Source organism: Flagellimonas sediminis (genome assembly GCF_010500845.1).
GTDB lineage: Bacteria > Bacteroidota > Bacteroidia > Flavobacteriales > Flavobacteriaceae > Flagellimonas > Flagellimonas sediminis.
The window spans coordinates 37,828-58,378 of the sequence record NZ_JAAAMI010000012.1 but is presented as its reverse complement, the minus strand read 5'-3'; the positions used below and the strand labels follow the sequence as shown (position 1 = coordinate 58,378).

The following is a 20,551-nucleotide window of genomic DNA, read 5'->3' as shown; positions in this document are numbered from 1 at the left end:
AATGCAAGCCGAGATTATCACCATTGGGGATGAGATTCTCATTGGGCAGATTGTGGACTCCAACTCAGCTTTTATAGCCAAGGAGTTGAACAAGATCGGTGTTTCCGTCTATCAGATTACCTCGGTACAGGATGATCGCGAGCATATATTAAGGTCATTGGAAGAGGCGGGCAACCGTTCCTCTGTGGTCATAGTTACAGGAGGACTGGGCCCTACAAAGGATGATGTGACCAAACCGACGCTTTGCCAGTTTTTTGATGATGAGTTGGTGCGTGATGAAAAGGTCCTTGCCCATATTGAGGAACTTTTTAAAAAGTACATCAATTCTCCCATATCCGATCTAAACCGTCAACAGGCACTGGTCCCTACCAAGGCCAAGGTGTTACACAATGCCTTTGGTACCGCTCCAGGACTTTGGATGAAAAAGGATAAAGTTTCCTATTTTTTTCTGCCCGGTGTTCCGTACGAGATGAAGAATCTAATCCTGACATCGGTGTTGCCCGCTATCATTGAGGAGTATGAACGTCCTCACATTGTGCACAAGACCATCATGACCTATGGAATGGGAGAAAGTACCATCGCAGAAAAAATCGAAGATTGGGAAAACAACCTACCCTCTGCCATAAAATTGGCCTATTTGCCCAATTTAGGAAGGGTAAAACTTAGACTTTCTGCCAAAGGCCAGGATAAAGAAGCGTTGGTGTCCATGGTAGAAGATGAGGCCAAGAAACTATATCCCTTGATCGGTGATATTATTTATGGTGAGGAGGAAGATGGCGCCATTGAAGTACAGATAGGAAAGTTGCTGACCGAAAAGCGAATGACCTTGGCCACTGCCGAAAGTTTTACAGGGGGCAAAATCGCGGAACAGGTTACTTCGGTGCCCGGAGCGTCCCATTATTTTAAGGGAAGCGTGGTCTGCTATGCCACGGAGACAAAGATCAAGGTGTTGGGGGTGCCCAAAGAATTGGTGGAACAGTATTCCGTAGTCAGTGAAGAAGTGGCAGTTGCCATGGCTGAACGGGTGAGAGACCTTTTGGGATCGGATTTTGGGATTGCCACAACAGGTAATGCAGGGCCGACCAAAGGAGATTCCGACGCCGACGTGGGAACAGTGTATATTGCCATAAGTTCCCCAAAGGGCTCTTTTGCCCAAGAATTCAATATGGGAAACCATCGGGAAAGGGTAGTTAAGAAATCTGTAGGCAAGGCTTTTGAGCTATTGTACAAAGAAATTTTAAATTTCTGAAAAAGAATTTTGTACGTCCCATTAAAATGGTATAAATTTGCAGCCTCAATAAAATCACTCAAAAGTTAGGGAGATGTCTAAAGTTTGTGAAGTAACAGGAAAAAAGGTGATGTTTGGAAACAACGTTTCCTTTTCTATCAATAAGACCAAAAGGAGATTCGACGTAAACGTTTCCAAAAAGAAATTTTACGTTCCAGAAGAAGATCGTTGGGTAACCTTGAACGTTTCGTCAAGAGGGTTGAAGGTCATCAACAAAAAAGGAATCTCTGCCGTATTGAAGGATATCAATTCCAAAAAGTAAGTAGTAATAGCGTTTTAAGTACGATACAATGGCAAAGAAAGGAAATAGGATTCAGGTAATTTTGGAGTGTACAGAGCACAAAGAATCTGGTATGCCAGGTACTTCTAGGTACGTTACCAAAAAGAACAAAAAGAACACGCCAGATAGGATGGAAATCAAGAAATACAATCCTATCCTGAAGCGTATGACCGTTCATAAAGAAATTAAGTAATCACTTTTTTCACTAAAAAGTAAACACAATATAGGCCATGGCAAAGAAAACAGTAGCAACACTTCAGACCGCCTCTAAAAGATTGACCAAAGCCATTAAAATGGTAAGGTCCCCAAAAACTGGTGCATACACATTCGTAGAATCTGTAATGGCACCCGAAATGGTGAACGATTGGTTGAACAAGAACTAAGGAGAACAACCACATATATAAAGAAAGCCGCTTTTAGAGCGGCTTTTTTTTTGAGTTTTCTTTTTGTTCGGAATTCATTCCACTTATTAGTTCTTGTTGGCCCTATATGTGATATGCCGGTTGGTCACCACGGTATTTACCTGCAATGTTAAAGTAGCGGTGTTCGAAATTGTGGATCCGCAAACAAAGGCATCATTACTCAGAACCACACGAAATTGGGTGTTGTTCTCGCCAGGCGTTGGGTTGGTGATCGTCAATGTCTGGGACGATGTGCCGGAGTAAAATCCTGAATCTGTAAGGTCGGTCCAAACACCTACGTTGTTGAATTGCCATTGGTACTGATCTGCCATGGAAGTTACCGTTATGGCTGTAGTACAGCCAGGACAAGTAGTAGTATCCACTGGTTGGGAAGTAATGGTCGGTACAGTTCCGACTTCCCGATAATCATAGATCGAGTTGGAATCATTGTCCGCTGGTACTGTATAACCATCTACACCACTGCTTACTAAACCATCAGAATCGACTGTCACACTTGACGGCCCTAAAACACCATCATCATCATTATCGGTAAACCCAGCTTCCAACACACCGTTACATCCGTCTCCATCGGCATCCAAAACATAAGCATCATAACTGCCATCAGAGTCCGAATCCAAAATGGCATAGGATAATATGGCATAGGAGGTGTCGTTGTCCTCAATGTCAGTAAATAGACCATTGGAACCAGAGCCAGATGTCGCCCCATCAATTCGGCCATCATTGTTACTGTCGGAAACACCACTTATATCGAGTACCCCGGATTCAACTATATCCATAATACCATCATTATCCGAATCAAGGTCAAGATGGTTGCTGATACCGTCCCCGTCCGTATCACAAACCGCGCTGGCAAACAACTCGCCCGTAAAGCCTTCAGGACCTGGTCCTGATTGGTTGGTAATGGTAAAGGTATTATTGTTTCCAGATATCCAATTAATCGTATTGAAAGGGGTGCCGCCTTGGGCTTCCATGATTTCCAAGGTTGTGGAAGTGGTGGTCCGCGTACCATACAAGGCTGCTTCGCCGAATTCATCCACGATCAATCTTAGTCTGGGCAAGCCATTGGAATTTGCGGTCCAAGGCGTGCTGATAAAGGCTCCATCCGATTGAAAAACAAAATATTCATCTCCGGCATCAAGGGCCCCATTTTCAAATTCCAGAACGGAGGGGTGCACCGTGGTGCCATTGATATCCAATTGAAAGGAGTTGTCCATGGAAGAAAAATCCAAACGTAAATACCCGGTATCTGTATGGTTCACCACAACCGATCGTTCCCCTACATCTGCCGATGTTAAGAAAGAGGCATTTATTGTGGTGCAATATTCTTCCTCGTCCGTTATTCCATCGTTGTCATCATCAAGATCCACAGCATCACTGACACCATCTCCATCAGTATCGGTTGAAGGGATTGATGTTGCGGCAATCGTAACATTATCTATATATACACGGTCGCTGCTATCCGACCAATTTCCTCCGCCTTTCATAAAACGAATGGTGGTGTTGTTCGATAGGTATGCCGAAATATCTTGGTTAAAAGTGCCGCTCTGGTTTCCAGAAAAGATGTCCAGGGTTGTAAAGGAAGATCCATTGCTGGAAATCTGGATGGCAAGGGTTTCCCCGGATTCGAGACTGGAGGTCTGCCAATCAAAGGAAAGAGTTGCTGCGGTATAACTACTAAGGTCGGCGGTTCTCCTTATATTTTCTGTCCAGATATAATAAAAGTAGAGCTGCCCGCCCGTTATCCTAATGTATCCATTTGAAGCGGAATTGTTATCATTGTATTCCACCCAATTTCCTGACCAGTTTTGGGTACCGTTGTTGTTGGAATAGGATACGGAGCTAAAGGTATCAGAATAGGTTTCCTGAGCCTTTGCCATAATGCATAGCATCATTATGAATACTAAGATGAACTTATGTAAAAGATCTTTCATTGCAATTGATGAATACTATGTTAAGTTAAATGTATGAAAGTTGTCCAAGGGCCTAAAAATTTTGTTGTGTAGCCGTGCATTTCATCGGTAAAACCTTGTATGTCCGAAGTTTGTAGGGGTATTGGGCTTATTGCTCGCCAATATCGCCATCTTACTTAGGAGCAATTTGATTTAACAAAACTCCCCTTACTTTCCTATATTTGACATTCAACTAAGAATACGAGATGAGCTTATTCAAAAATATATTTTCAAAGGACAAAAAAGAGACTTTGGACAAGGGATTGGAGAAATCCAAGACCAGTTTCTTTGGCAAATTGGGCAAGGCCGTTGCAGGGAAATCTAAGGTGGATGATGAGGTACTGGACAATTTGGAAGAGGTGTTGGTGACCTCCGATGTTGGCGTGGACACCACCCTAAAAATCATTGAGCGTATTGAGGAACGCGTTTCCAAGGATAAATACATGGGAACGGATGAACTGAATACCATTCTACGGGAAGAGATTGCCGGGCTCCTTTCCGAGACCAACATTGGCGAAGAAACGGAGATTTCCATTCCCAAGGACAAGAAACCCTACGTGATCATGGTGGTGGGTGTGAATGGTGTGGGGAAGACCACAACTATTGGTAAGTTGGCCCATCAATTTAAGAACAAAGGATACAAAGTGGTGTTGGGTGCGGCGGATACCTTTCGTGCTGCGGCCATTGACCAGTTGGAGGTTTGGGCCAAGCGGGTGGATGTACCCATCATCAAACAGAAAATGGGAAGCGATCCCGCTTCCGTTGCCTTTGATACGTTGAATTCTGCCGTGGCTGAAGGGGCTGATGTGGTTTTGGTGGATACCGCCGGTCGTTTGCACAACAAGATCAATTTGATGAACGAACTTTCCAAAGTAAAACGGGTCATGCAAAAAGTGGTGCCCGATGCTCCCCACGATGTGCTATTGGTTTTGGATGGCTCCACAGGCCAGAACGCGTTTGAACAGGCCAAACAGTTTACCAAGGCCACCGAAGTGACCAGTTTGGCAGTGACCAAGTTGGATGGTACGGCCAAGGGCGGTGTGGTCATCGGTATTTCAGACCAGTTCCAGATCCCAGTGAAATACATTGGTGTAGGTGAGGGTATAGAAGACCTTCAAGTATTCAACAAATACGAGTTTGTAGACTCCTTTTTCAAAATATAGTTTTATGCACAAGTACCTTATCGGCTGTTTTCTTATCGTAGGTTTGGCTTCCTGCAAGCAAAAAAATATCGAACCTGAAAAGGAAGTTGTTCTTTGGACACCTTATAACGATTCATCCGAAGTGGCCGCCAGTCAGGATAATGAAAGCGCCAGGATGCGGTACAAATTCATCCAGAGCAAGGTGCTTGACAAAAACGAAGTATTTCTTCCCTTATATGATGAGGTTTCCAAATTTCCCGAAGAGCAGTATGAAAAGATGAAACCCCTAGTGTTGGAACAGGACATTCCAACCCTTCAACAACATATAAAAGATGACGATTTTACCTATGAGGATTTGGTACTTTTCTACTTACATCGAATATACAAATACGAACTTCCGAACAATACCACCCTGAATACGGTAATCGCTTTAAATCCGAAGGTGCTTGAAGAAGCTCGCAAACTGGATGCAAATGCCGATGGTCACCATTTGATCTATGGCATGCCCATTTTGCTGAAGGATAATGTTGGTACTTCTGAAATGCATACCACGGCAGGTGCAGTGGCTCTACAAAATAACCAGACCAATGATGCCTTTATTGTGAAACGCTTGAAAGCCAAAGGTGCCTTGATACTAGGGAAGGTAAACCTGAGCGAGTGGGCCAATTTTATCTGTGATGTTTGCCCGAATGGCCAGAGTGCCGTGGGTGGACAAACGTTGAATGCCTATGGCCGGAGGGTTTTTGATACTGGTGGTTCCAGCGCGGGTAGCGGTACTTCCACAGCGGCCAATTACGCTGTTGGTGCAGTGGGTACAGAAACCTCTGGTTCCATTCTTTCGCCATCGGGTCAAAGTTCCGTAGTGGGGTTAAAGCCAACGATTGGTTTGTTGAGCAGAACCGGAATTGTACCTATTTCCAGTACTTTGGATACTCCTGGCCCCATGACCAAAAATGTAACCGACAACGCCATTCTGTTGGATGCCATGTTGGGTAAGGACGAAAAGGATGCAAAATCGGTAGCAACTGATCAGGATATTCTATCCTCTTGGATGCAGCCGGAACCACTCAAGGAAGTTAGGCTCGGCGTGATGAAGAACTTGATGGAGCGGGATTCCATGTATGCGTTAGCCGTTGAAAAATTGAAGGAAGCCGGTGCGCAACTTATTGAATTTGAGCCTGAAAATGTACAGTTGGATCATTTTACGACCTTGTTAAATCTTGATATGAAAAAGGATTTGAAGGCATATCTCAATGCAGAGGTGAAGAACAAGGACGTTGTAAAGTTGGAAACAGTGGAAGATGTGGTTCGGTTCAACAGTCAAGACTCTTTGGTACGGATTCCATACGGGCAGGCCCGTTTTGATGATATTTTGACAGATTCCACAACGCAGGATGAATTTGAAAAGATCAAGACCGATTTGATGGCTTCGGGTAGGTCTTTCTTCAAGATCATGGAAGAAAAAAATCTTGACGCCGTGTTGAGCATCAACAATTACCATGCGGGATATGCTGCTGTGGCGGAGTATCCTGCGTTGACGATTCCTATGGGATATAAGACAACTGGCGAACCTGAAAATTTGACGTTTATTGGTAAACCTTTTACGGAAGCCCAACTGTTACGAATTGGTAAGGCATACGAAGACCTTACCCACGCGCGAAAAATTCCGGAAGCGTTTAAGGATTAATTGATGTAGGCACTCAACTTTTCCCAAAGCAAATTATCAAAACTGGATGGGCCCAATTGACTTCCTCCAGCATCGTCCCCTAATCTTACAATCACCAGATTTTGACTAGGTACTACATACAATTTTTGGTCAAAGGCACCCAAACCTGAAATGAGGTCACTTGGGGCTTCAGACATCAATTCACCACTGAAGGTGGCTTCATTGCCAGGAACCTTAAAGTTGGCTTTGCCGTTTAACCACCATAAATAACCGTAGGATTGGTTCAGGTTTTGGGAGGTGTTCGTCATTGCGGTAAAATAGGACTTGTCCGAAAGAATTTCCGTTCCGTCCCAGATGCCTTCATTGAGGCACAACAGCCCGAACCGGGCCATACCTCTGGTGTTGCTGAAAAAGAGGTTGTTGTAATTAACTTTGACCCAGGTGCCCTGCATGCCTATCTTGTCCCGTATCTTTTGATAGGAATACTGTTTAAAATCCATGCCTGTGGCGTTGGTCACGATTTGGTCCAATAGGGTGTAGGCCGCATTGTGATAATACCAAAACGTACCGGGTTCATTTTTATACAATAGACATTCCTTATCATAGCAGAAAGGGTCGTCCACGGTATAGTCCAAACCTGTGGTCATGGTCAAATGATGGCGTACGGTGATATTGGCTTCCTGTTCCGGCGTAAGCATGGACCATCCTTCACCCAAATAATCCATGGAGGAATCTTCGATGGACAAAAAGCCTTCCTCTTGAGCAATGCCGACCGTCATGGCCGTCAAGGTTTTACCAGCAGAGTTCCAGGAATGGCTATCATCTGCGGTAAAACCACCAAAATACCATTCCACCACAATTTTTCCATCTTTTAAAATGATGAATCCATCGGTTCCTTTTTCCTCCAAAAAGTCATGAAGGGGTTGTTCGGCATCCGTGTTCCAATTTAAACTGGTGGGTGACACTGTTTCCCAAGTGACCAAATCGTTGGGAGGAAAATACAATTCACCAGTTATTGGGTCTGGATTCTCATTGTCCTTGGAATCATCCCCGGAGGAACACCCGGTTAATAGAATGAATAGAAAGAGAGATAGGGCAACCAGTTGTTTCATAGCATTACGATTTTGTATAGGACTATATTTTGTTCCTTAGGTTTAACGTTGGAACAGGAAAAATATGCAGGCAAATCGATGTAATGCGCTGTGTTGTTGTATTTTTGCACTCCATTTATAGCAACTATGCGCACAAAATCGCTTAAACAGAACAAAATCAATGTGGTAACCTTGGGTTGTAGCAAGAATGTCTATGACTCCGAAGTACTGATGGGCCAACTACGTGCCAATAACAAAGAGGTGGTACATGAAGAGGAAGGCAACGTGGTGGTGATCAATACTTGTGGTTTTATCGCCAATGCCAAGGAAGAGAGTGTGAATACCATTTTGGAGTATGTTCAAAAGAAAGAAGATGGCTTGGTGGACAAAGTTTTTGTTACGGGTTGTTTGAGTGAGCGCTATAAACCGGACTTGGAAAAGGAAATCCCCAATGTGGACGAATATTTCGGGACCAGTGACCTTCCCAATTTGTTGAAGGCCTTAGGAGCGGATTACAAGCATGAATTGATAGGGGAACGTTTAACGACCACACCCAAAAACTATGCTTACCTGAAAATTGCCGAGGGTTGTGACAGGCCTTGTTCGTTTTGTGCCATCCCGATCATGCGGGGCAAGCATAGGAGTACACCAATAGAAGATTTAGTGGCCGAAGCGGAAAAATTGGCTGCCAAAGGCGTAAAAGAATTGATTTTGATTGCACAGGACCTTACCTACTACGGATTGGACCTGTATAAAAAAAGAAATTTGGCAGAGCTGCTCGAAGCTTTGGTTAAAGTGGACGGCATTGAATGGATCCGTTTGCATTACGCCTTCCCAACAGGATTCCCGATGGATGTTTTGGAAGTGATGCAAAGGGAACCTAAAATCTGTAATTATATCGACATTCCCCTGCAACACATTTCGGATTCCATTTTGAAAAGTATGCGTAGGGGCACTACAAAGGCCAAAACAACCCAGTTGCTGAAGGACTTTAGGACGGCGGTACCCGGTATGGCCATCCGTACCACCTTGATTGTGGGTTATCCTGGGGAAACCGAAGCGGATTTCCAGATTTTGAAGCAATGGGTAACCGATATGCGCTTTGAACGTTTGGGCTGTTTTACCTATAGTCACGAGGAGAATACCCACGCTTACAGTTTGGATGATAATGTGCCCGAAGAGGTGAAACAGGATCGCGCCAACCAGATTATGGAAATCCAATCCCAAATCTCATGGGAGCTGAATCAAGAAAAAATCGGGAAAACCTTCCGTTGCATTATCGATAGAAAAGAAGGGAATTATTTTGTGGGCCGCACCGAATTTGATTCACCCGATGTGGACAACGAAGTATTGATCGATGCGACCAAGCATTATGTGCAAATTGGTGACTTTACCTCCATCAAGATCAACGATGCCTCCGATTATGACCTATACGGGGAGCCCGTAGCTTAGCATTTTTTTTCAGAAAGGTATTTTTTATACTACTTCGCAAAAAAGTAGGGTATCGATCATGGTATATATTCAAGTTGATTTCCTAATCCATGTATTTCATAAACAGATAAACTGACAATAGTCATGGTTCAAGAGTATCTCTGTTGGTAATTTTATGGTTCATAACTAAAGAATCTTTGTTAATTTACCTTGTTTTAGTAATTGATTATCAATAGGAAATAAAGAAAGGGTTAACAACTAAACCAACAATATGGACCAAAATCAAAATAAACTGAAAGTGAGTGTCACGCTACTTCGTATTCTTATAGGGTGGCACTTTTTATTTGAGGGAATCGTGAAGCTTTATAATCCTGAATGGACTTCCTTTGGGTATTTGGCCACCGCGCAGGGCCCTTTTAAATGGTTCTTTACCATGCTGGTGGGCGATGCAACCATCGGTTGGGTGGACTCTCTGAACATCATCGCCCTTATGGTGGTGGGAATCACCTTTACCCTCGGAATTTTTGAAAAGGTAGGTGCCTTTGTAGGGATGGGACTTTTGGCCCTCTACTTTTTTGCGCATCCTCCATTTCCTGGGCTTACCCAGTTGAATGTGGAAGGCAGCTATTGGTTCGTGAACAAAAACCTCATTGAACTGGTGGCTTGTTTGGTCATTTACCAATTGCCAACAGGCCAATACTTTGGATTGGATTACCTACGGAAAAACAGACTAACTAAAATGCAAGAGCAATGAAATGGACTAGAAGAGACCTTTTGATCGGATTGGGAGGACTCCCCATACTGGGAGCGGTATGGTGGGCCGGAGCAGCCAATACTGTAGGGACTAGAAGAAAACGTTCCGAAATTTTGGAACAGCTCAACATTACGCCATCATTGCCACCGGCAGTGCCAGGTATCGGAGGGGAACCTGTTCGGGTTGGGATCATTGGATTCGGCATCCGTGGGGAGCAACTTTGTAGGGCCTTGGGATTTGCTACCGGAACATGGAAGGAAGAAATGCGTTTGGCCGCACAGGAAGATCCGGACAACCATGCCCTTGAGGATTTTATGGGTCAAGAAAAACTGAACGTAAAATTAGTTGGTATCTGTGATGTTTTCGATGTAAGAGCTCAAAGTTTTATCGATTCCTTCTCAACCCCGGAAAACCCAATCAAAAGATACACTACGTATAAAGATATGATAGGAAGCGGTGATGTGGATGCCGTGGTGATTGCCACTCCTGACCATTGGCATGCCCCTATTTCCATTGAAGCTTTGAACCACAACGTGCATGTGTATGTGGAAAAACCCATGACGCATACAGTGGGGGAAACCTATCTTTTGCGGGATGCTGCTAAAAACTCCAAAGCGGTGTTGGCAGTGGGGCATCAACATAGACAGACCTTGAGCTTTAGTACGGCCAGGGATATTGTTGAAAAAGGTACGTTGGGCCATGTATCGCTTATTCAGACCAATACCAACAGGAATGATGACAATGGTGCATGGAACTATGATATCCATGAAAAGGCGAGCCCCGAGACCATTGATTGGGAACAATTTTTAGGTTCTGCACCAAAAGTGCCGTTCAACAAAAACCATTTTTTCAGATGGCGTAAATGGTGGGCCTATGGATCTGGACTTTCAGGGGATCTGTTGACCCATGACTATGATCGCTTGAATTGTGTACTTAATATGGGCATTCCCTCTTCGGTGAGTGCTTCAGGTGGTATTTATACCCATAACGATGGCAGAAATGTGCCAGATGTGATCCAAGTGAACATGGAATTCCCCGATTACAGTACTGGAAGCAGCCAAGCCAAGGGCAAGGAAAAGGGAATGACCTTCTGTTATAGTGCCACGTTGGGTAACGGTTTCAACAGGCCTACCATACTGATGGGGCATGATGCTACCATGGAACTGGGCAATAAATTGACCATTTGGCCCGATGGGGCATCTACCCGATATGCCGAAATGATTGAGGCCGGGAAAATGAATCCGGGAGTACCCATTTATCAATATAACCCAGCGGCCAATGTGCCTGATGCCATCTCTTCTGCCACATCCCAATATTTTGCGGACAAAGGCCTTATGTGGACCTATATCGATGGGGTCCGTGTGGATTCCACTTTCTTGCACATGAGGGAATGGTTGAGTGTAATCAAAAATGGAGGCAAGGTAAGCTGCGGTATCAAGGAAGGGTTCGAGGAAGCTATTTCCGCCCATATGGCAGGTCTGTCATGGAAATTGGGCCGAAAAATCGAATGGGATCCCAATACAGAAATGTTGAAGCCCATTGAAGGCATCGACTTTGATCAAGTATTGCTGGCCAACGATAATTGGGATGTAAAACCCGAAATGGTTGGTTGAGGTTTCTAGATTTTTATGTTTTTCTAATCCGGGAAATGGGATGTTGCCTCCAAGGAATTCGGCTCCATATGGCAGTGTCCCATTTTTCATTGTTAAAAAACGCAGAGCGGGTAAGTATTATCTTTTTCGCTGGAGTTCGTACTGGTACAATTCCCTTCCCAATTGGGCTAGGAATGGGATGCCCACATCGTCATATTCGTAGGCATCGTCATTAAAAATACCGTCGCTGTTCACCAAAATGGTGGCTACGATCATAAAATCCACTTGGTTTTTGGTGTCCTGTATGTAAGCACAATCCGTTAGGGTGCCATAGGCATAACCCACTTTGTTGTAAATTTTGATATGTTCCGGTGTGGGGTCCGTGCTGTCCCCGAACATAAAGAACTTCACATAGCTATCATAAAACTCTACAGGGTCGTAACCCAATTTTGGAGGAAGGGTATTCATGGCTTCAAAAAGGAATTGGTGTTGTTCTGGGCTCAAATCAAACCGTTTTTCCTTTGGAAAGGCTTCAGGAAAAATGATTCTTTTCAATAATGCCGACTGTGCCTGAATGGGGAAGTAATTTTTAAGGGAAAAATCAAAAGGTTCCAACACCAAGGAATCGTCCGCATAAAACCCTCTGCCTTTTTTAATCCGTTTTAACAATAAAGGCTTGGCAGGTGTATTGATGATGGGTTGGGTCACCGCGGTGGTGGAATCGTTTAAATAAATCACCAAAGGTTTGGTAGTAACATCATCACCATTGGGGGCCGATAATCTATGTGCAATACGGATGGGGGTTACGCCTTTTCGGGCAATCCTGGTATTCAGGTCGTCCTGTCCTAAAAATTCCACCAAGCGATTATTGGCGGCATTGTCGGAAACGGCAAAGATTTCCGAAATGCATTTGGCAAAAGTGGTTTCCACAGAATCCCCCTCAATATAAAAGGGGGTGTTAAGGTCTAGGGAATCAATTTCGTTAAGTTTTTCAAGTGCGGCAACCGCAGCAGGAAATTTGGCGGTGCTTGCGGGATAAAAGTATGCTTCGGCATCAACCTGAAAATCGAAATCCGTGAAGAAAATACTGTCGTTTCGACGGTCAATTTGGGTATATCGAATTTGTACCTCGTGTTCCCTCAAATGATCCATCACATTTTTGATCAGTGGATTTTCAGAGGTCAACACCTGTTCCAAAGGATCAACGGCAACAACCGTATCTTTGCAGGATATTGCCAAAAGGGTCAATGTGGTAAGTGTGATCCTACTCCACATGATAGCTGGTTATAGATCTCCCGTGTAAACCTGTCCCCTGTGCGGTTTTAGAATGTCCTTTACCTCCTTTAGTTCAAACTCGGCCACCACCAAAAAGGCGATGCTATGGGTAGGCCCAAAATGCTCCACTCCCGATAGGTCAAATTTCAATTCTTCCACAATTACAAACTCTTCAAGGTGTTTGCGGTAGTGTTCGGCGGTTCGGGCGGCATTGGGGCCCCTGAAGTCCCAAATAATCTTGATTTTACGGTCCAAAATTTTTTCCATGGTTATTGTGAGTCGGTTGCGGAAATTCCCTCTTCGGCAAATTTCTTAAAATCTTGCATATAAATCAAGGTTTGTTTTTTGAATGCACGTGGCATCAATAATCCCATCAACTTCATTCCAAAGCCTGAAAACTGAAAATCCGTTTCAGTGACCCAACGTGTTTTACCACCCTCATCCTTAAAATAGTTTTTTTGGAGGTTATGTACTCCTTTGGCATCGTAACTGGCGTGCATTTCTTCGGGCAAGTTTTTTTTGATGATGGTCTCCACAAGAGTGACCTCCCGTTTTCCCATTTGGTAGCTCAGGCTCATTTGGGCTCCTTCCTGCCCAGGATTTTTGGAAAGCTGCTCATATTGGGTCAGCCCCCTTTGCCAGTGCTTCATGTTATCTGGATTGTCCAATTTCTTGATGAATTCATCCCGCGGGATGTCCACCAAAATTTGGGTCGTATACTTCATTTGATTTGGTTTTGCACTAATGTAACGATTTCTTTTTTGGCGAAGGGTGTCTAATAAAAATCTGTTAATGCGAATGGCACTTACTTGTATGGGATTTAGTAATTGTTATTTTTGCGAAATGCTTAAGCTCCAAAAAAATAGCTTTTACCTACTTTGCTCCCTGTGTACCTTGATGGTCACATCCTGCGAAGGTCTTTTTAATAAGGAAGTAGAGAGGGAACCATTGGCAAGAGTGGGGGACACTTATCTTTACAAAGATGATGTTGCTGTATTGATCAGTGATGACATGACCCCACAGGATAGCGCCTTATTTGTTTCCAATTATATCAACAATTGGGCCTCCAAACAATTATTGTTGTCCAAGTCCAAGATCAATTTGCCCGAAGAGAAACTCGCGGAATTTGATCGTTTGGTTGCCGATTACAGGTCGGAACTGTATACCCGCGCCTATATTGAAGCCCTTGTGCTACAGGCCAACGATACCTCGGTGACCAAAAACCAGTTGCAGGATTACTACGAACGGGAGAAGGAAAACTTCAAGTTGAACGAAAAATTGGTTCAGCTCCGTTTTGTGGGTATGCCCGCCCAGTTTTTGGATATAGATGGGGTAAAGGCAAAGATCAGGAATTGGAAGGATGCCGATAAAAAATACTTGGATTCCATTGCGGTGCAGTTCAAGAAAATCCATTTTAACGACTCCATTTGGGTAAGTTCCAGTAGGGTTGTAGAGGAAATTACGCCCCTAACTGCCACAAATGAAGCCAACTACTTAAAAAAATCACAATTTTTTGAGCTACAAGACTCCATAGAGGTATATTTGGGCATGGTCACCAACGTGTTGGATGTCAACGATACAGCACCTTTTGAGTATGTGGAACCAGAAATCAGACAACTGATTCTCAATAGAAGACGTTTGAACTACGTAAAAAAATTGGAAACCGAGATTATAGATGAAGCAATCAAGAAGAAAGAATTTGAGGTGTATGAATAATATGATGAAGGGGATTTTGGCCCTTGTTTTCCTATCGGCCATTACCGCCAAGGGACAGGAAACCGATGAAGCACTGGGAGTTAAGGACACAACCGCCTCGACCACCAAAGTGAAGTTGGATGGTATTGCCGCCGTAATCGGTGATTATGTGATCTTGGAATCGGACATAGATAAAACTTTGATTGATCTTAAAAACCAAGGGGCCTCCACGGAAGACATTACCCGGTGTGGGCTTTTGGGCAAATTGATGGAAGACCGTTTGTATGCCCACCAGGCCATTCAAGATAGTTTGTTGGTTTCGGACGATATGGTGAACGCGCAAAGTGATAGACAGATCCAACAACTTGTTGCACAGGTTGGATCTATGGAAAAAGTACTGAAGTTTTACAAAAAACCTGATGTGGAAAGTTTCCGGACCGAGCTTTTCGAAATCAATAAGCTACGCATGCTTTCGGAAAAGATGCAAAGCAAGATAGTGGAGGAAATTGAAGTGACACCTGAGGAGGTTCGTCAATTTTTCTTCAACATTCCCGAGGATGAGCGCCCTGTTTTTGGTGCTGAACTGGAAATTGCACAGATCGTAAAATCTCCCAAGGCACCTGAGGAAGAGAAACAAAAAGTGATTCAGCAGTTGAAGGCCATTAAACAGGATGTAGAAGAAAATGGTGCCAGCTTTAAGGTGAAGGCCATTTTGTATACCCGCGATGATTCTTCAAGGGCAAATGGTGGGTTCTATAGCATGAACAAAGAAACCCAATTTGTACGCGAATTCAAGGATGTGGCCTTTAGTCTCCGTGAAGGTGAAATTTCGGAACCTTTTGAAACGGTTTATGGGTACCACATCATTTATATTGAAAAAATTAGAGGGCAAGAAATTGATTTGAGACACATTTTGATGATTCCTGAAGTTCCTCAAAGTGCCATTGATGATGCAGTGAAGGAGTTGGATACCATCCGTCAGCATATATTGGATGGCAAATACACCTTTGCGGAGGCGGCCTTGAATTTTTCCGATGAAAAAGAAACCAAAAATGATGGGGGTCTATTGCGTAACCCGATCAATTTCGATTCAAGGTTTGAACTGACCAAAATGGACCCAACCTTGTACAATCAGGTAAGGAACATTAAGGATGGGGAAATTTCAAGACCTATAAGGGAAGATGATCCTAGGGGAGGACCTCCCAAGTTCAAGATCATGAGAATCTCCAATCGATACGATGAGCACAAGGCCGATTTTGCCAAGGATTATTTAAAGATACAAGAGTTGGCCCTTAGGGAAAAGCAGTTCAAGGCCATCAAAAAATGGATGGAGGAACATATTGAGGATACCTATATCCACGTGAACGTTGACAATAGAGGCTGCGATTTTGCAAACAACTGGGTAAAGGAGTAGGCGAATGTCAGACGTAACTGCGGTAGAAAACCTGGTAAAAAAACACCAAGAACTAAAAAGGGAGATTGCCAAGGTCATTGTGGGCCAAGAAAAGGTAATCGATCAAATTTTGCTATCCATTTATACAGGGGGGCATTCCCTATTGATCGGTGTTCCCGGTTTGGCCAAGACTTTGATGGTCAATACAATCGCACAAACGCTCGGACTGGACTTCAAAAGGATACAATTTACCCCAGACCTTATGCCCAGTGATATTTTGGGTAGTGAGGTATTGGACCAGAACAGAAACTTTAAGTTTATCATGGGGCCTGTTTTCGCCAACATCATTTTGGCGGATGAGATCAACCGGACTCCACCAAAGACACAGGCCGCCCTGTTGGAAGCCATGCAGGAGCGTGCGGTGACCATTGCGGGCAAGCAATACAAACTTAACCGTCCGTATTTTGTGTTGGCGACCCAAAACCCTATTGAGCAAGAAGGTACGTATCCCTTGCCAGAGGCACAATTGGACCGTTTTATGTTTGCCATCGAATTAAAGTATCCTTCCATAGAAGAGGAAATACAAGTGGTAAAATCTACCACTACCGATGATGAGGTAACGCTGAACACCCTTTTCAATGCGGATGACATTATTGCCATCCAGCATTTGATCAGGCGGATTCCCGTACCTGATAATGTAATCGATTACGCGGTAAGGCTCGTCAATAGAACACGCCCGGGAATTGAAGGTTCCTTGGATTTTGTAAATAACTATGTGGATTGGGGCGCTGGTCCTAGGGCTTCCCAGAATCTCGTATTGGGTGCCAAAGCGCATGCAGCCGTCCATGGAAAATTTTCTCCGGACATTGAAGACATAAAAGCGGTCTCCCTTGGTATTCTTCGTCACAGGATCCTAAAAAACTACAAAGCTGAGGCTGAAGGCATCTCAGAGGAAAGGATTATTGCAGAATTGTTATAAATATCAAATCATAGATATTTATTTAGCGCGATTCTAATTCCAAAATCCTTCGTTATTTAGTAAATTTACCGAATTACTAAAATCTTAAAACTCAATTGTAGAATGGCATTTGATATAGACATGATTAAGGGCGTCTACGCTTCCATGGGGGAACGTGTGGATAAGGCCCGTGAACTGGTAGGTAAACCATTGACCCTTTCTGAGAAAATACTATACTCACACCTATGGGATGGAACACCGACCAAAAAATTTACAAGGGGAAAAGATTATGTTGACTTTGCACCGGATAGGGTTGCCTGTCAGGATGCTACCGCTCAAATGGCATTGTTACAGTTCATGCACGCTGGTAAGCCAAAGGTTGCAGTACCTACCACAGTACACTGTGATCACCTGATCCAAGCAAAAGTTGGGGCTGAGGCCGATTTGAAAAGGGCCAACCAAACGAGCAACGAAGTTTTTGATTTCTTGGAATCCGTTTCCAATAAATATGGCATTGGTTTCTGGAAACCAGGTGCAGGTATCATCCATCAAGTAGTTTTGGAAAACTATGCTTTTCCAGGAGGTATGATGATCGGAACCGATTCGCATACGGTGAATGCCGGTGGATTGGGAATGGTAGCCATCGGTGTTGGTGGTGCCGATGCGGTGGATGTAATGGCTGGAATGGCTTGGGAATTGAAATTCCCTAAATTGATAGGGGTGAAACTGAAAGGAAAACTCTCTGGATGGACCGCTCCAAAAGATGTGATCTTGAAAGTAGCCGATATTCTTACCGTAAAAGGGGGAACAGGGGCCATTATCGAATATTTTGGCGAAGGAGCCACTTCTATGTCCTGTACTGGTAAAGGTACCATTTGTAACATGGGTGCTGAGGTAGGTGCTACTACTTCAACCTTCGGTTATGATGAATCCATGGATAGGTACCTAAGAGCTACCAACCGTGCCGATGTAGCCGATGCGGCCCTGGGCGTGAAGCAACACTTGACCGCGGATCCTGAAGTGTATGCCAATCCAGAGCAGTATTTCGACCAAGTGATCGAAATCGATTTGGATGTATTGGAGCCACATTTGAACGGACCTTTTACTCCGGATTTGGCTACCCCAATTTCTAAAATGGGTGAGACCGCCAAAGCCAATGATTGGCCTTTGAACGTAGAAGTGGGCTTGATCGGTTCTTGTACCAACTCTTCCTACGAAGATATTTCAAGGGCAGCTTCCTTGGCCAAACAAGTGGCCGACAAGAATTTGAAGACCAAATCACAATTCACTATAACACCAGGCTCCGAGCAGGTACGTTATACCATCGAAAGGGATGGGTTTATCGATACCTTCAACAATATTGGTGCAACCGTATTTGCCAATGCCTGTGGACCATGTATCGGTATGTGGGATCGTTATGGTGATAAAGCATCAGACGGACCACGAAACACCATCGTTCACTCTTTCAACAGGAATTTTGCAAAAAGAGCGGATGGTAACCCCAATACCTTGGCATTTGTGGGGTCGCCAGAATTAGTTACCGCCATCGCCATCGCCGGAAGATTGGATTTTAACCCTATCACCGATAAGCTATTGAATGAGGATGGTGAAGAAGTGATGTTGGATGAACCAAGAGGTTACGAGCTTCCTCCGGAAGGATTTGCCGTGGAAGATGCCGGTTATATTGCGCCTAAGGAAGACGGTAGCAGTGTTGAGGTGAAAGTTGCCACAGATTCTGAGCGTTTGCAACTCTTGGCCCCATTTGAACCCATTAAACCAGAAAGTTTAAAGGGCATGAAACTGTTGATCAAAGCCTTTGGTAAATGTACCACCGATCATATCTCCATGGCCGGACCATGGTTGCGTTACAGGGGGCACTTGGACAATATTGCCAATAACACGTTGATTGGAGCGGTAAACGCCTTCAACAAAAAAACAAACTTCGTCAAAAACCAATTGACAGGAGAGTACGGTGGAGTGCCCGATACCCAACGTGAATACAAAAAAGCTGGGATCAAAACTTTGGTGGTGGGTGACCACAACTACGGTGAAGGTTCTTCGAGAGAGCATGCAGCCATGCAGCCAAGACACTTGGGTGTAGCAGCTGTTTTGGTAAAATCCTTTGCTAGGATCCACGAGACCAACTTGAAAAAACAAGGGATGTTGGCATTGACCTTTGCAAATGAGAACGATTATGATTTGATTCAAGAAGATGATACCTTCAACTTTTTGGACATTGACCAATTTGCTCCGGACAAACCATTGACCATTGAAGTGGTGCATGCCGATGGCAGCAAGGATACCATCATTGCCAACCATTCCTATAACGATGCGCAGATTGCATGGTTTAAAGAAGGTTCTGCATTGAACCTGATCAAGAAGGAGAATGCATAATTTGTATCTAAGATAATTTTGTCTTAAACTCCTGATATTGATTTGGATATCAGGAGTTTTTAATTTTTGGGAAACATCCTTTTTCATGAAGATCAGTAAAAAAACCATTTTCAACATTGTATTGATCCTTTTGGTGCTTTCGTTCTTTGTAACACCGATCGGTTACTACGGAAAAATATTCCTGAATCGAATTTTTTCGTTTTCACCTCCTATCATCGAGCAATCGGAAAGACAGAAGATCACCGATTATGATTGGGTACTCAAAGATGAAGAATGGAACTTCTTCAATTTTGAAAAATCAAGGGGAAGGGTGGTCTTTATTAACCTTTGGGCTTCCTGGAAATTACCTTCCGAAGCGGAACTCGCAAGCATTCAGCAGTTGTATGACAAGTACAAGGGCAAGATGGATTTCTATATCATCACAAATGAAAACCGACCACCAGTGGAAGCTTTTATGGCCGAACACAACTTTACTTTTCCTGTTACCTATTTGATCATTGGTGAAAAAATGCCCATTGATTCCAGTAAGGTGCCTTCTTCTTATTTGATCGATAAATCGGGGAATATTGTGGTTTACAAGGAAGGTATTGCGGATTGGAGCACCGGAAAGGTTTACAGGTTGTTGGATGAATTGATCACTGAATAATTCCTTATGAAGATTACCAAGGAACAGATAGGTAACGGTATTTGGATTTTAGTCATTGTGTTGATCCTGTTCACCCCTGTCGGATTCCATGTTCGGGTGTGGGTCAGCAAGGCTGTGGCAGAGGTTTTTTCTGCGGATGTGGTAGAGGATGATGAACAGATAACCCTAGAGGATTATCATTGGAACCTGGTGGATCTGGATGGCAAACAAATGAATTTTCAATCCGCAAAAGGAAAAGTTGCCGTGGTTAATGTTTGGGCCACTTGGTGCCCTCCCTGTGTTGCCGAACTTCCCAAATTTGTAGCATTGCATGCCGATTACAAGGACAAGTTGCTTTTTGCCTTTGTAGCCAATGATGATAAGGAGAAAGTAGTGACGTTTCTAAAGAAAAAGGGATATCAGTTGCCCGTGTACCTGCAAGCTTCAAAGTCACCCTCGGAATTGGAAAGCAGCACGATACCGGCTACCTATATCATCAGTAAATCAGGGAAAATTGTTGTGGATGAAAGGGGAGCGGCCAACTGGAACTCCGAAAGTATACGGGCCCTTTTGGATGAACTTATTTTAGAATAGCC

General features: G+C 43.9%; 20 protein-coding genes. 15 read left to right on the top strand and 5 right to left on the bottom strand.

The window, feature by feature from the left end; translation table 11 throughout:
• Position 1: 1 nt before the first annotated feature.
• The 4 genes from GTK07_RS17540 to GTK07_RS17525 all read left to right on the top strand — a co-directional run bounded on the left by GTK07_RS17540 (position 2) and on the right by GTK07_RS17525 (position 1,951).
• On the top strand, positions 2-1,249 hold the full coding sequence (locus tag GTK07_RS17540; RefSeq protein ID WP_163636471.1) for a competence/damage-inducible protein A: 1,248 nt from the start codon (positions 2-4) through the stop codon (positions 1,247-1,249).
• Between the two features lie 73 nt (positions 1,250-1,322).
• The gene (gene rpmB, locus GTK07_RS17535; protein ID WP_163636470.1) at positions 1,323-1,550 is read left to right on the top strand and encodes a 50S ribosomal protein L28; all 228 of its coding nucleotides are present in this window, start codon (positions 1,323-1,325) and stop codon (positions 1,548-1,550) included.
• Between the two features lie 28 nt (positions 1,551-1,578).
• The gene (rpmG, locus tag GTK07_RS17530) at positions 1,579-1,761 is read left to right on the top strand and encodes a 50S ribosomal protein L33 (RefSeq protein WP_163636469.1); all 183 of its coding nucleotides are present in this window, start codon (positions 1,579-1,581) and stop codon (positions 1,759-1,761) included.
• Between the two features lie 37 nt (positions 1,762-1,798).
• On the top strand, positions 1,799-1,951 hold the full coding sequence (locus tag GTK07_RS17525) for a DUF4295 domain-containing protein (RefSeq protein ID WP_163636468.1): 153 nt from the start codon (positions 1,799-1,801) through the stop codon (positions 1,949-1,951).
• Between the two features lie 86 nt (positions 1,952-2,037).
• Here the strand turns inward: GTK07_RS17525 and GTK07_RS17520 are convergent, their stop codons facing one another.
• On the bottom strand, positions 2,038-3,867 hold the full coding sequence (locus GTK07_RS17520; protein ID WP_163636467.1) for an immunoglobulin domain-containing protein: 1,830 nt from the start codon (positions 3,865-3,867) through the stop codon (positions 2,038-2,040).
• A gap of 278 nt (positions 3,868-4,145) precedes the next feature.
• Here GTK07_RS17520 and ftsY point away from each other — a divergent pair, with 278 nt between their 5' ends.
• Both ftsY and GTK07_RS17510 read left to right on the top strand, forming a co-directional pair.
• Positions 4,146-5,102, top strand: a complete 957-nt coding sequence (gene ftsY / locus GTK07_RS17515) for a signal recognition particle-docking protein FtsY (protein WP_163636466.1) — start codon at positions 4,146-4,148, stop codon at positions 5,100-5,102.
• Positions 5,103-5,106: 4 nt separating this feature from the next.
• On the top strand, positions 5,107-6,768 hold the full coding sequence (locus GTK07_RS17510) for an amidase family protein (protein ID WP_163636465.1): 1,662 nt from the start codon (positions 5,107-5,109) through the stop codon (positions 6,766-6,768).
• Here GTK07_RS17510 and GTK07_RS17505 read toward each other — a convergent pair.
• Entirely contained in the window at positions 6,765-7,859 is a 1,095-nt protein-coding gene (locus GTK07_RS17505) for a serine hydrolase domain-containing protein (protein WP_163636464.1), read from the bottom strand. The two genes, GTK07_RS17510 and GTK07_RS17505, sit on opposite strands and share 4 nt — an antisense overlap.
• Positions 7,860-7,985: 126 nt before the next feature.
• Between GTK07_RS17505 and rimO the strand changes: the two genes are divergently transcribed.
• The 3 genes from rimO to GTK07_RS17490 all read left to right on the top strand — a co-directional run bounded on the left by rimO (position 7,986) and on the right by GTK07_RS17490 (position 11,636).
• Positions 7,986-9,290, top strand: a complete 1,305-nt coding sequence (gene rimO, locus GTK07_RS17500; protein WP_163636463.1) for a 30S ribosomal protein S12 methylthiotransferase RimO — start codon at positions 7,986-7,988, stop codon at positions 9,288-9,290.
• A gap of 250 nt (positions 9,291-9,540) precedes the next feature.
• Positions 9,541-10,023, top strand: coding sequence for a DoxX family membrane protein (locus GTK07_RS17495; protein WP_163636462.1), 483 nt, complete (start codon positions 9,541-9,543; stop codon positions 10,021-10,023).
• Entirely contained in the window at positions 10,020-11,636 is a 1,617-nt protein-coding gene (locus tag GTK07_RS17490; protein WP_163636461.1) for a Gfo/Idh/MocA family protein, read from the top strand. Before GTK07_RS17495 ends, GTK07_RS17490 begins: the two co-directional genes overlap by 4 nt.
• Positions 11,637-11,753: 117 nt before the next feature.
• Here GTK07_RS17490 and GTK07_RS17485 read toward each other — a convergent pair whose 3' ends face one another.
• Genes GTK07_RS17485 through GTK07_RS17475 form a run of 3 tightly spaced genes read right to left on the bottom strand, consistent with a single transcriptional unit; the run spans position 11,754 to position 13,615 of the window.
• On the bottom strand, positions 11,754-12,890 hold the full coding sequence (locus GTK07_RS17485) for a serine hydrolase (protein ID WP_163636460.1): 1,137 nt from the start codon (positions 12,888-12,890) through the stop codon (positions 11,754-11,756).
• 9 nt (positions 12,891-12,899) lie between these two features.
• A complete protein-coding gene (locus GTK07_RS17480) occupies positions 12,900-13,157 on the bottom strand; it encodes a hypothetical protein (RefSeq protein ID WP_163636459.1) in 258 nt (85 codons plus the stop codon).
• 2 nt (positions 13,158-13,159) lie between these two features.
• Positions 13,160-13,615, bottom strand: coding sequence for an SRPBCC family protein (locus GTK07_RS17475; protein WP_163636458.1), 456 nt, complete (start codon positions 13,613-13,615; stop codon positions 13,160-13,162).
• A gap of 172 nt (positions 13,616-13,787) precedes the next feature.
• Between GTK07_RS17475 and GTK07_RS17470 the strand changes: the two genes are divergently transcribed.
• From GTK07_RS17470 to GTK07_RS17445, 6 genes are all read left to right on the top strand, one after another.
• Complete coding sequence (locus GTK07_RS17470) at positions 13,788-14,606, top strand: peptidyl-prolyl cis-trans isomerase (RefSeq protein WP_235932916.1); 819 nt, start codon at positions 13,788-13,790, stop codon at positions 14,604-14,606.
• Positions 14,566-15,999, top strand: coding sequence for a peptidylprolyl isomerase (locus GTK07_RS17465; protein WP_235932915.1), 1,434 nt, complete (start codon positions 14,566-14,568; stop codon positions 15,997-15,999). Before GTK07_RS17470 ends, GTK07_RS17465 begins: the two co-directional genes overlap by 41 nt.
• 4 nt (positions 16,000-16,003) lie before the next feature.
• Positions 16,004-16,957, top strand: a complete 954-nt coding sequence (locus GTK07_RS17460) for an AAA family ATPase (RefSeq protein WP_163636456.1) — start codon at positions 16,004-16,006, stop codon at positions 16,955-16,957.
• A 102-nt stretch (positions 16,958-17,059) separates the two neighbouring features.
• Entirely contained in the window at positions 17,060-19,330 is a 2,271-nt protein-coding gene (locus GTK07_RS17455; protein ID WP_163636455.1) for an aconitate hydratase, read from the top strand.
• Positions 19,331-19,415: 85 nt separating this feature from the next.
• Positions 19,416-19,976, top strand: a complete 561-nt coding sequence (locus GTK07_RS17450) for a TlpA family protein disulfide reductase (protein ID WP_163636454.1) — start codon at positions 19,416-19,418, stop codon at positions 19,974-19,976.
• A 6-nt stretch (positions 19,977-19,982) separates the two neighbouring features.
• Positions 19,983-20,549: a TlpA family protein disulfide reductase gene (locus GTK07_RS17445; RefSeq protein WP_163636453.1), complete on the top strand. Its 567-nt coding sequence runs from the start codon at positions 19,983-19,985 to the stop codon at positions 20,547-20,549.
• Positions 20,550-20,551 lie beyond the last annotated feature (2 nt).

Coding starts and splice junctions, on each gene's coding strand:
- GTK07_RS17540 (WP_163636471.1), top strand. CDS start 2: ATGCAAGCCGAGATTATCACCATTGGGGATGAGATTCTCATTGGGCAG.
- rpmB (WP_163636470.1), top strand. CDS start 1,323: ATGTCTAAAGTTTGTGAAGTAACAGGAAAAAAGGTGATGTTTGGAAAC.
- rpmG (WP_163636469.1), top strand. CDS start 1,579: ATGGCAAAGAAAGGAAATAGGATTCAGGTAATTTTGGAGTGTACAGAG.
- GTK07_RS17525 (WP_163636468.1), top strand. CDS start 1,799: ATGGCAAAGAAAACAGTAGCAACACTTCAGACCGCCTCTAAAAGATTG.
- GTK07_RS17520 (WP_163636467.1), bottom strand. CDS start 3,867: ATGGCAAAGGCTCAGGAAACCTATTCTGATACCTTTAGCTCCGTATCC.
- ftsY (WP_163636466.1), top strand. CDS start 4,146: ATGAGCTTATTCAAAAATATATTTTCAAAGGACAAAAAAGAGACTTTG.
- GTK07_RS17510 (WP_163636465.1), top strand. CDS start 5,107: ATGCACAAGTACCTTATCGGCTGTTTTCTTATCGTAGGTTTGGCTTCC.
- GTK07_RS17505 (WP_163636464.1), bottom strand. CDS start 7,859: ATGAAACAACTGGTTGCCCTATCTCTCTTTCTATTCATTCTATTAACC.
- rimO (WP_163636463.1), top strand. CDS start 7,986: ATGCGCACAAAATCGCTTAAACAGAACAAAATCAATGTGGTAACCTTG.
- GTK07_RS17495 (WP_163636462.1), top strand. CDS start 9,541: ATGGACCAAAATCAAAATAAACTGAAAGTGAGTGTCACGCTACTTCGT.
- GTK07_RS17490 (WP_163636461.1), top strand. CDS start 10,020: ATGAAATGGACTAGAAGAGACCTTTTGATCGGATTGGGAGGACTCCCC.
- GTK07_RS17485 (WP_163636460.1), bottom strand. CDS start 12,890: ATGTGGAGTAGGATCACACTTACCACATTGACCCTTTTGGCAATATCC.
- GTK07_RS17480 (WP_163636459.1), bottom strand. CDS start 13,157: ATGGAAAAAATTTTGGACCGTAAAATCAAGATTATTTGGGACTTCAGG.
- GTK07_RS17475 (WP_163636458.1), bottom strand. CDS start 13,615: ATGAAGTATACGACCCAAATTTTGGTGGACATCCCGCGGGATGAATTC.
- GTK07_RS17470 (WP_235932916.1), top strand. CDS start 13,788: ATGGTCACATCCTGCGAAGGTCTTTTTAATAAGGAAGTAGAGAGGGAA.
- GTK07_RS17465 (WP_235932915.1), top strand. CDS start 14,566: ATGAAGCAATCAAGAAGAAAGAATTTGAGGTGTATGAATAATATGATG.
- GTK07_RS17460 (WP_163636456.1), top strand. CDS start 16,004: ATGTCAGACGTAACTGCGGTAGAAAACCTGGTAAAAAAACACCAAGAA.
- GTK07_RS17455 (WP_163636455.1), top strand. CDS start 17,060: ATGGCATTTGATATAGACATGATTAAGGGCGTCTACGCTTCCATGGGG.
- GTK07_RS17450 (WP_163636454.1), top strand. CDS start 19,416: ATGAAGATCAGTAAAAAAACCATTTTCAACATTGTATTGATCCTTTTG.
- GTK07_RS17445 (WP_163636453.1), top strand. CDS start 19,983: ATGAAGATTACCAAGGAACAGATAGGTAACGGTATTTGGATTTTAGTC.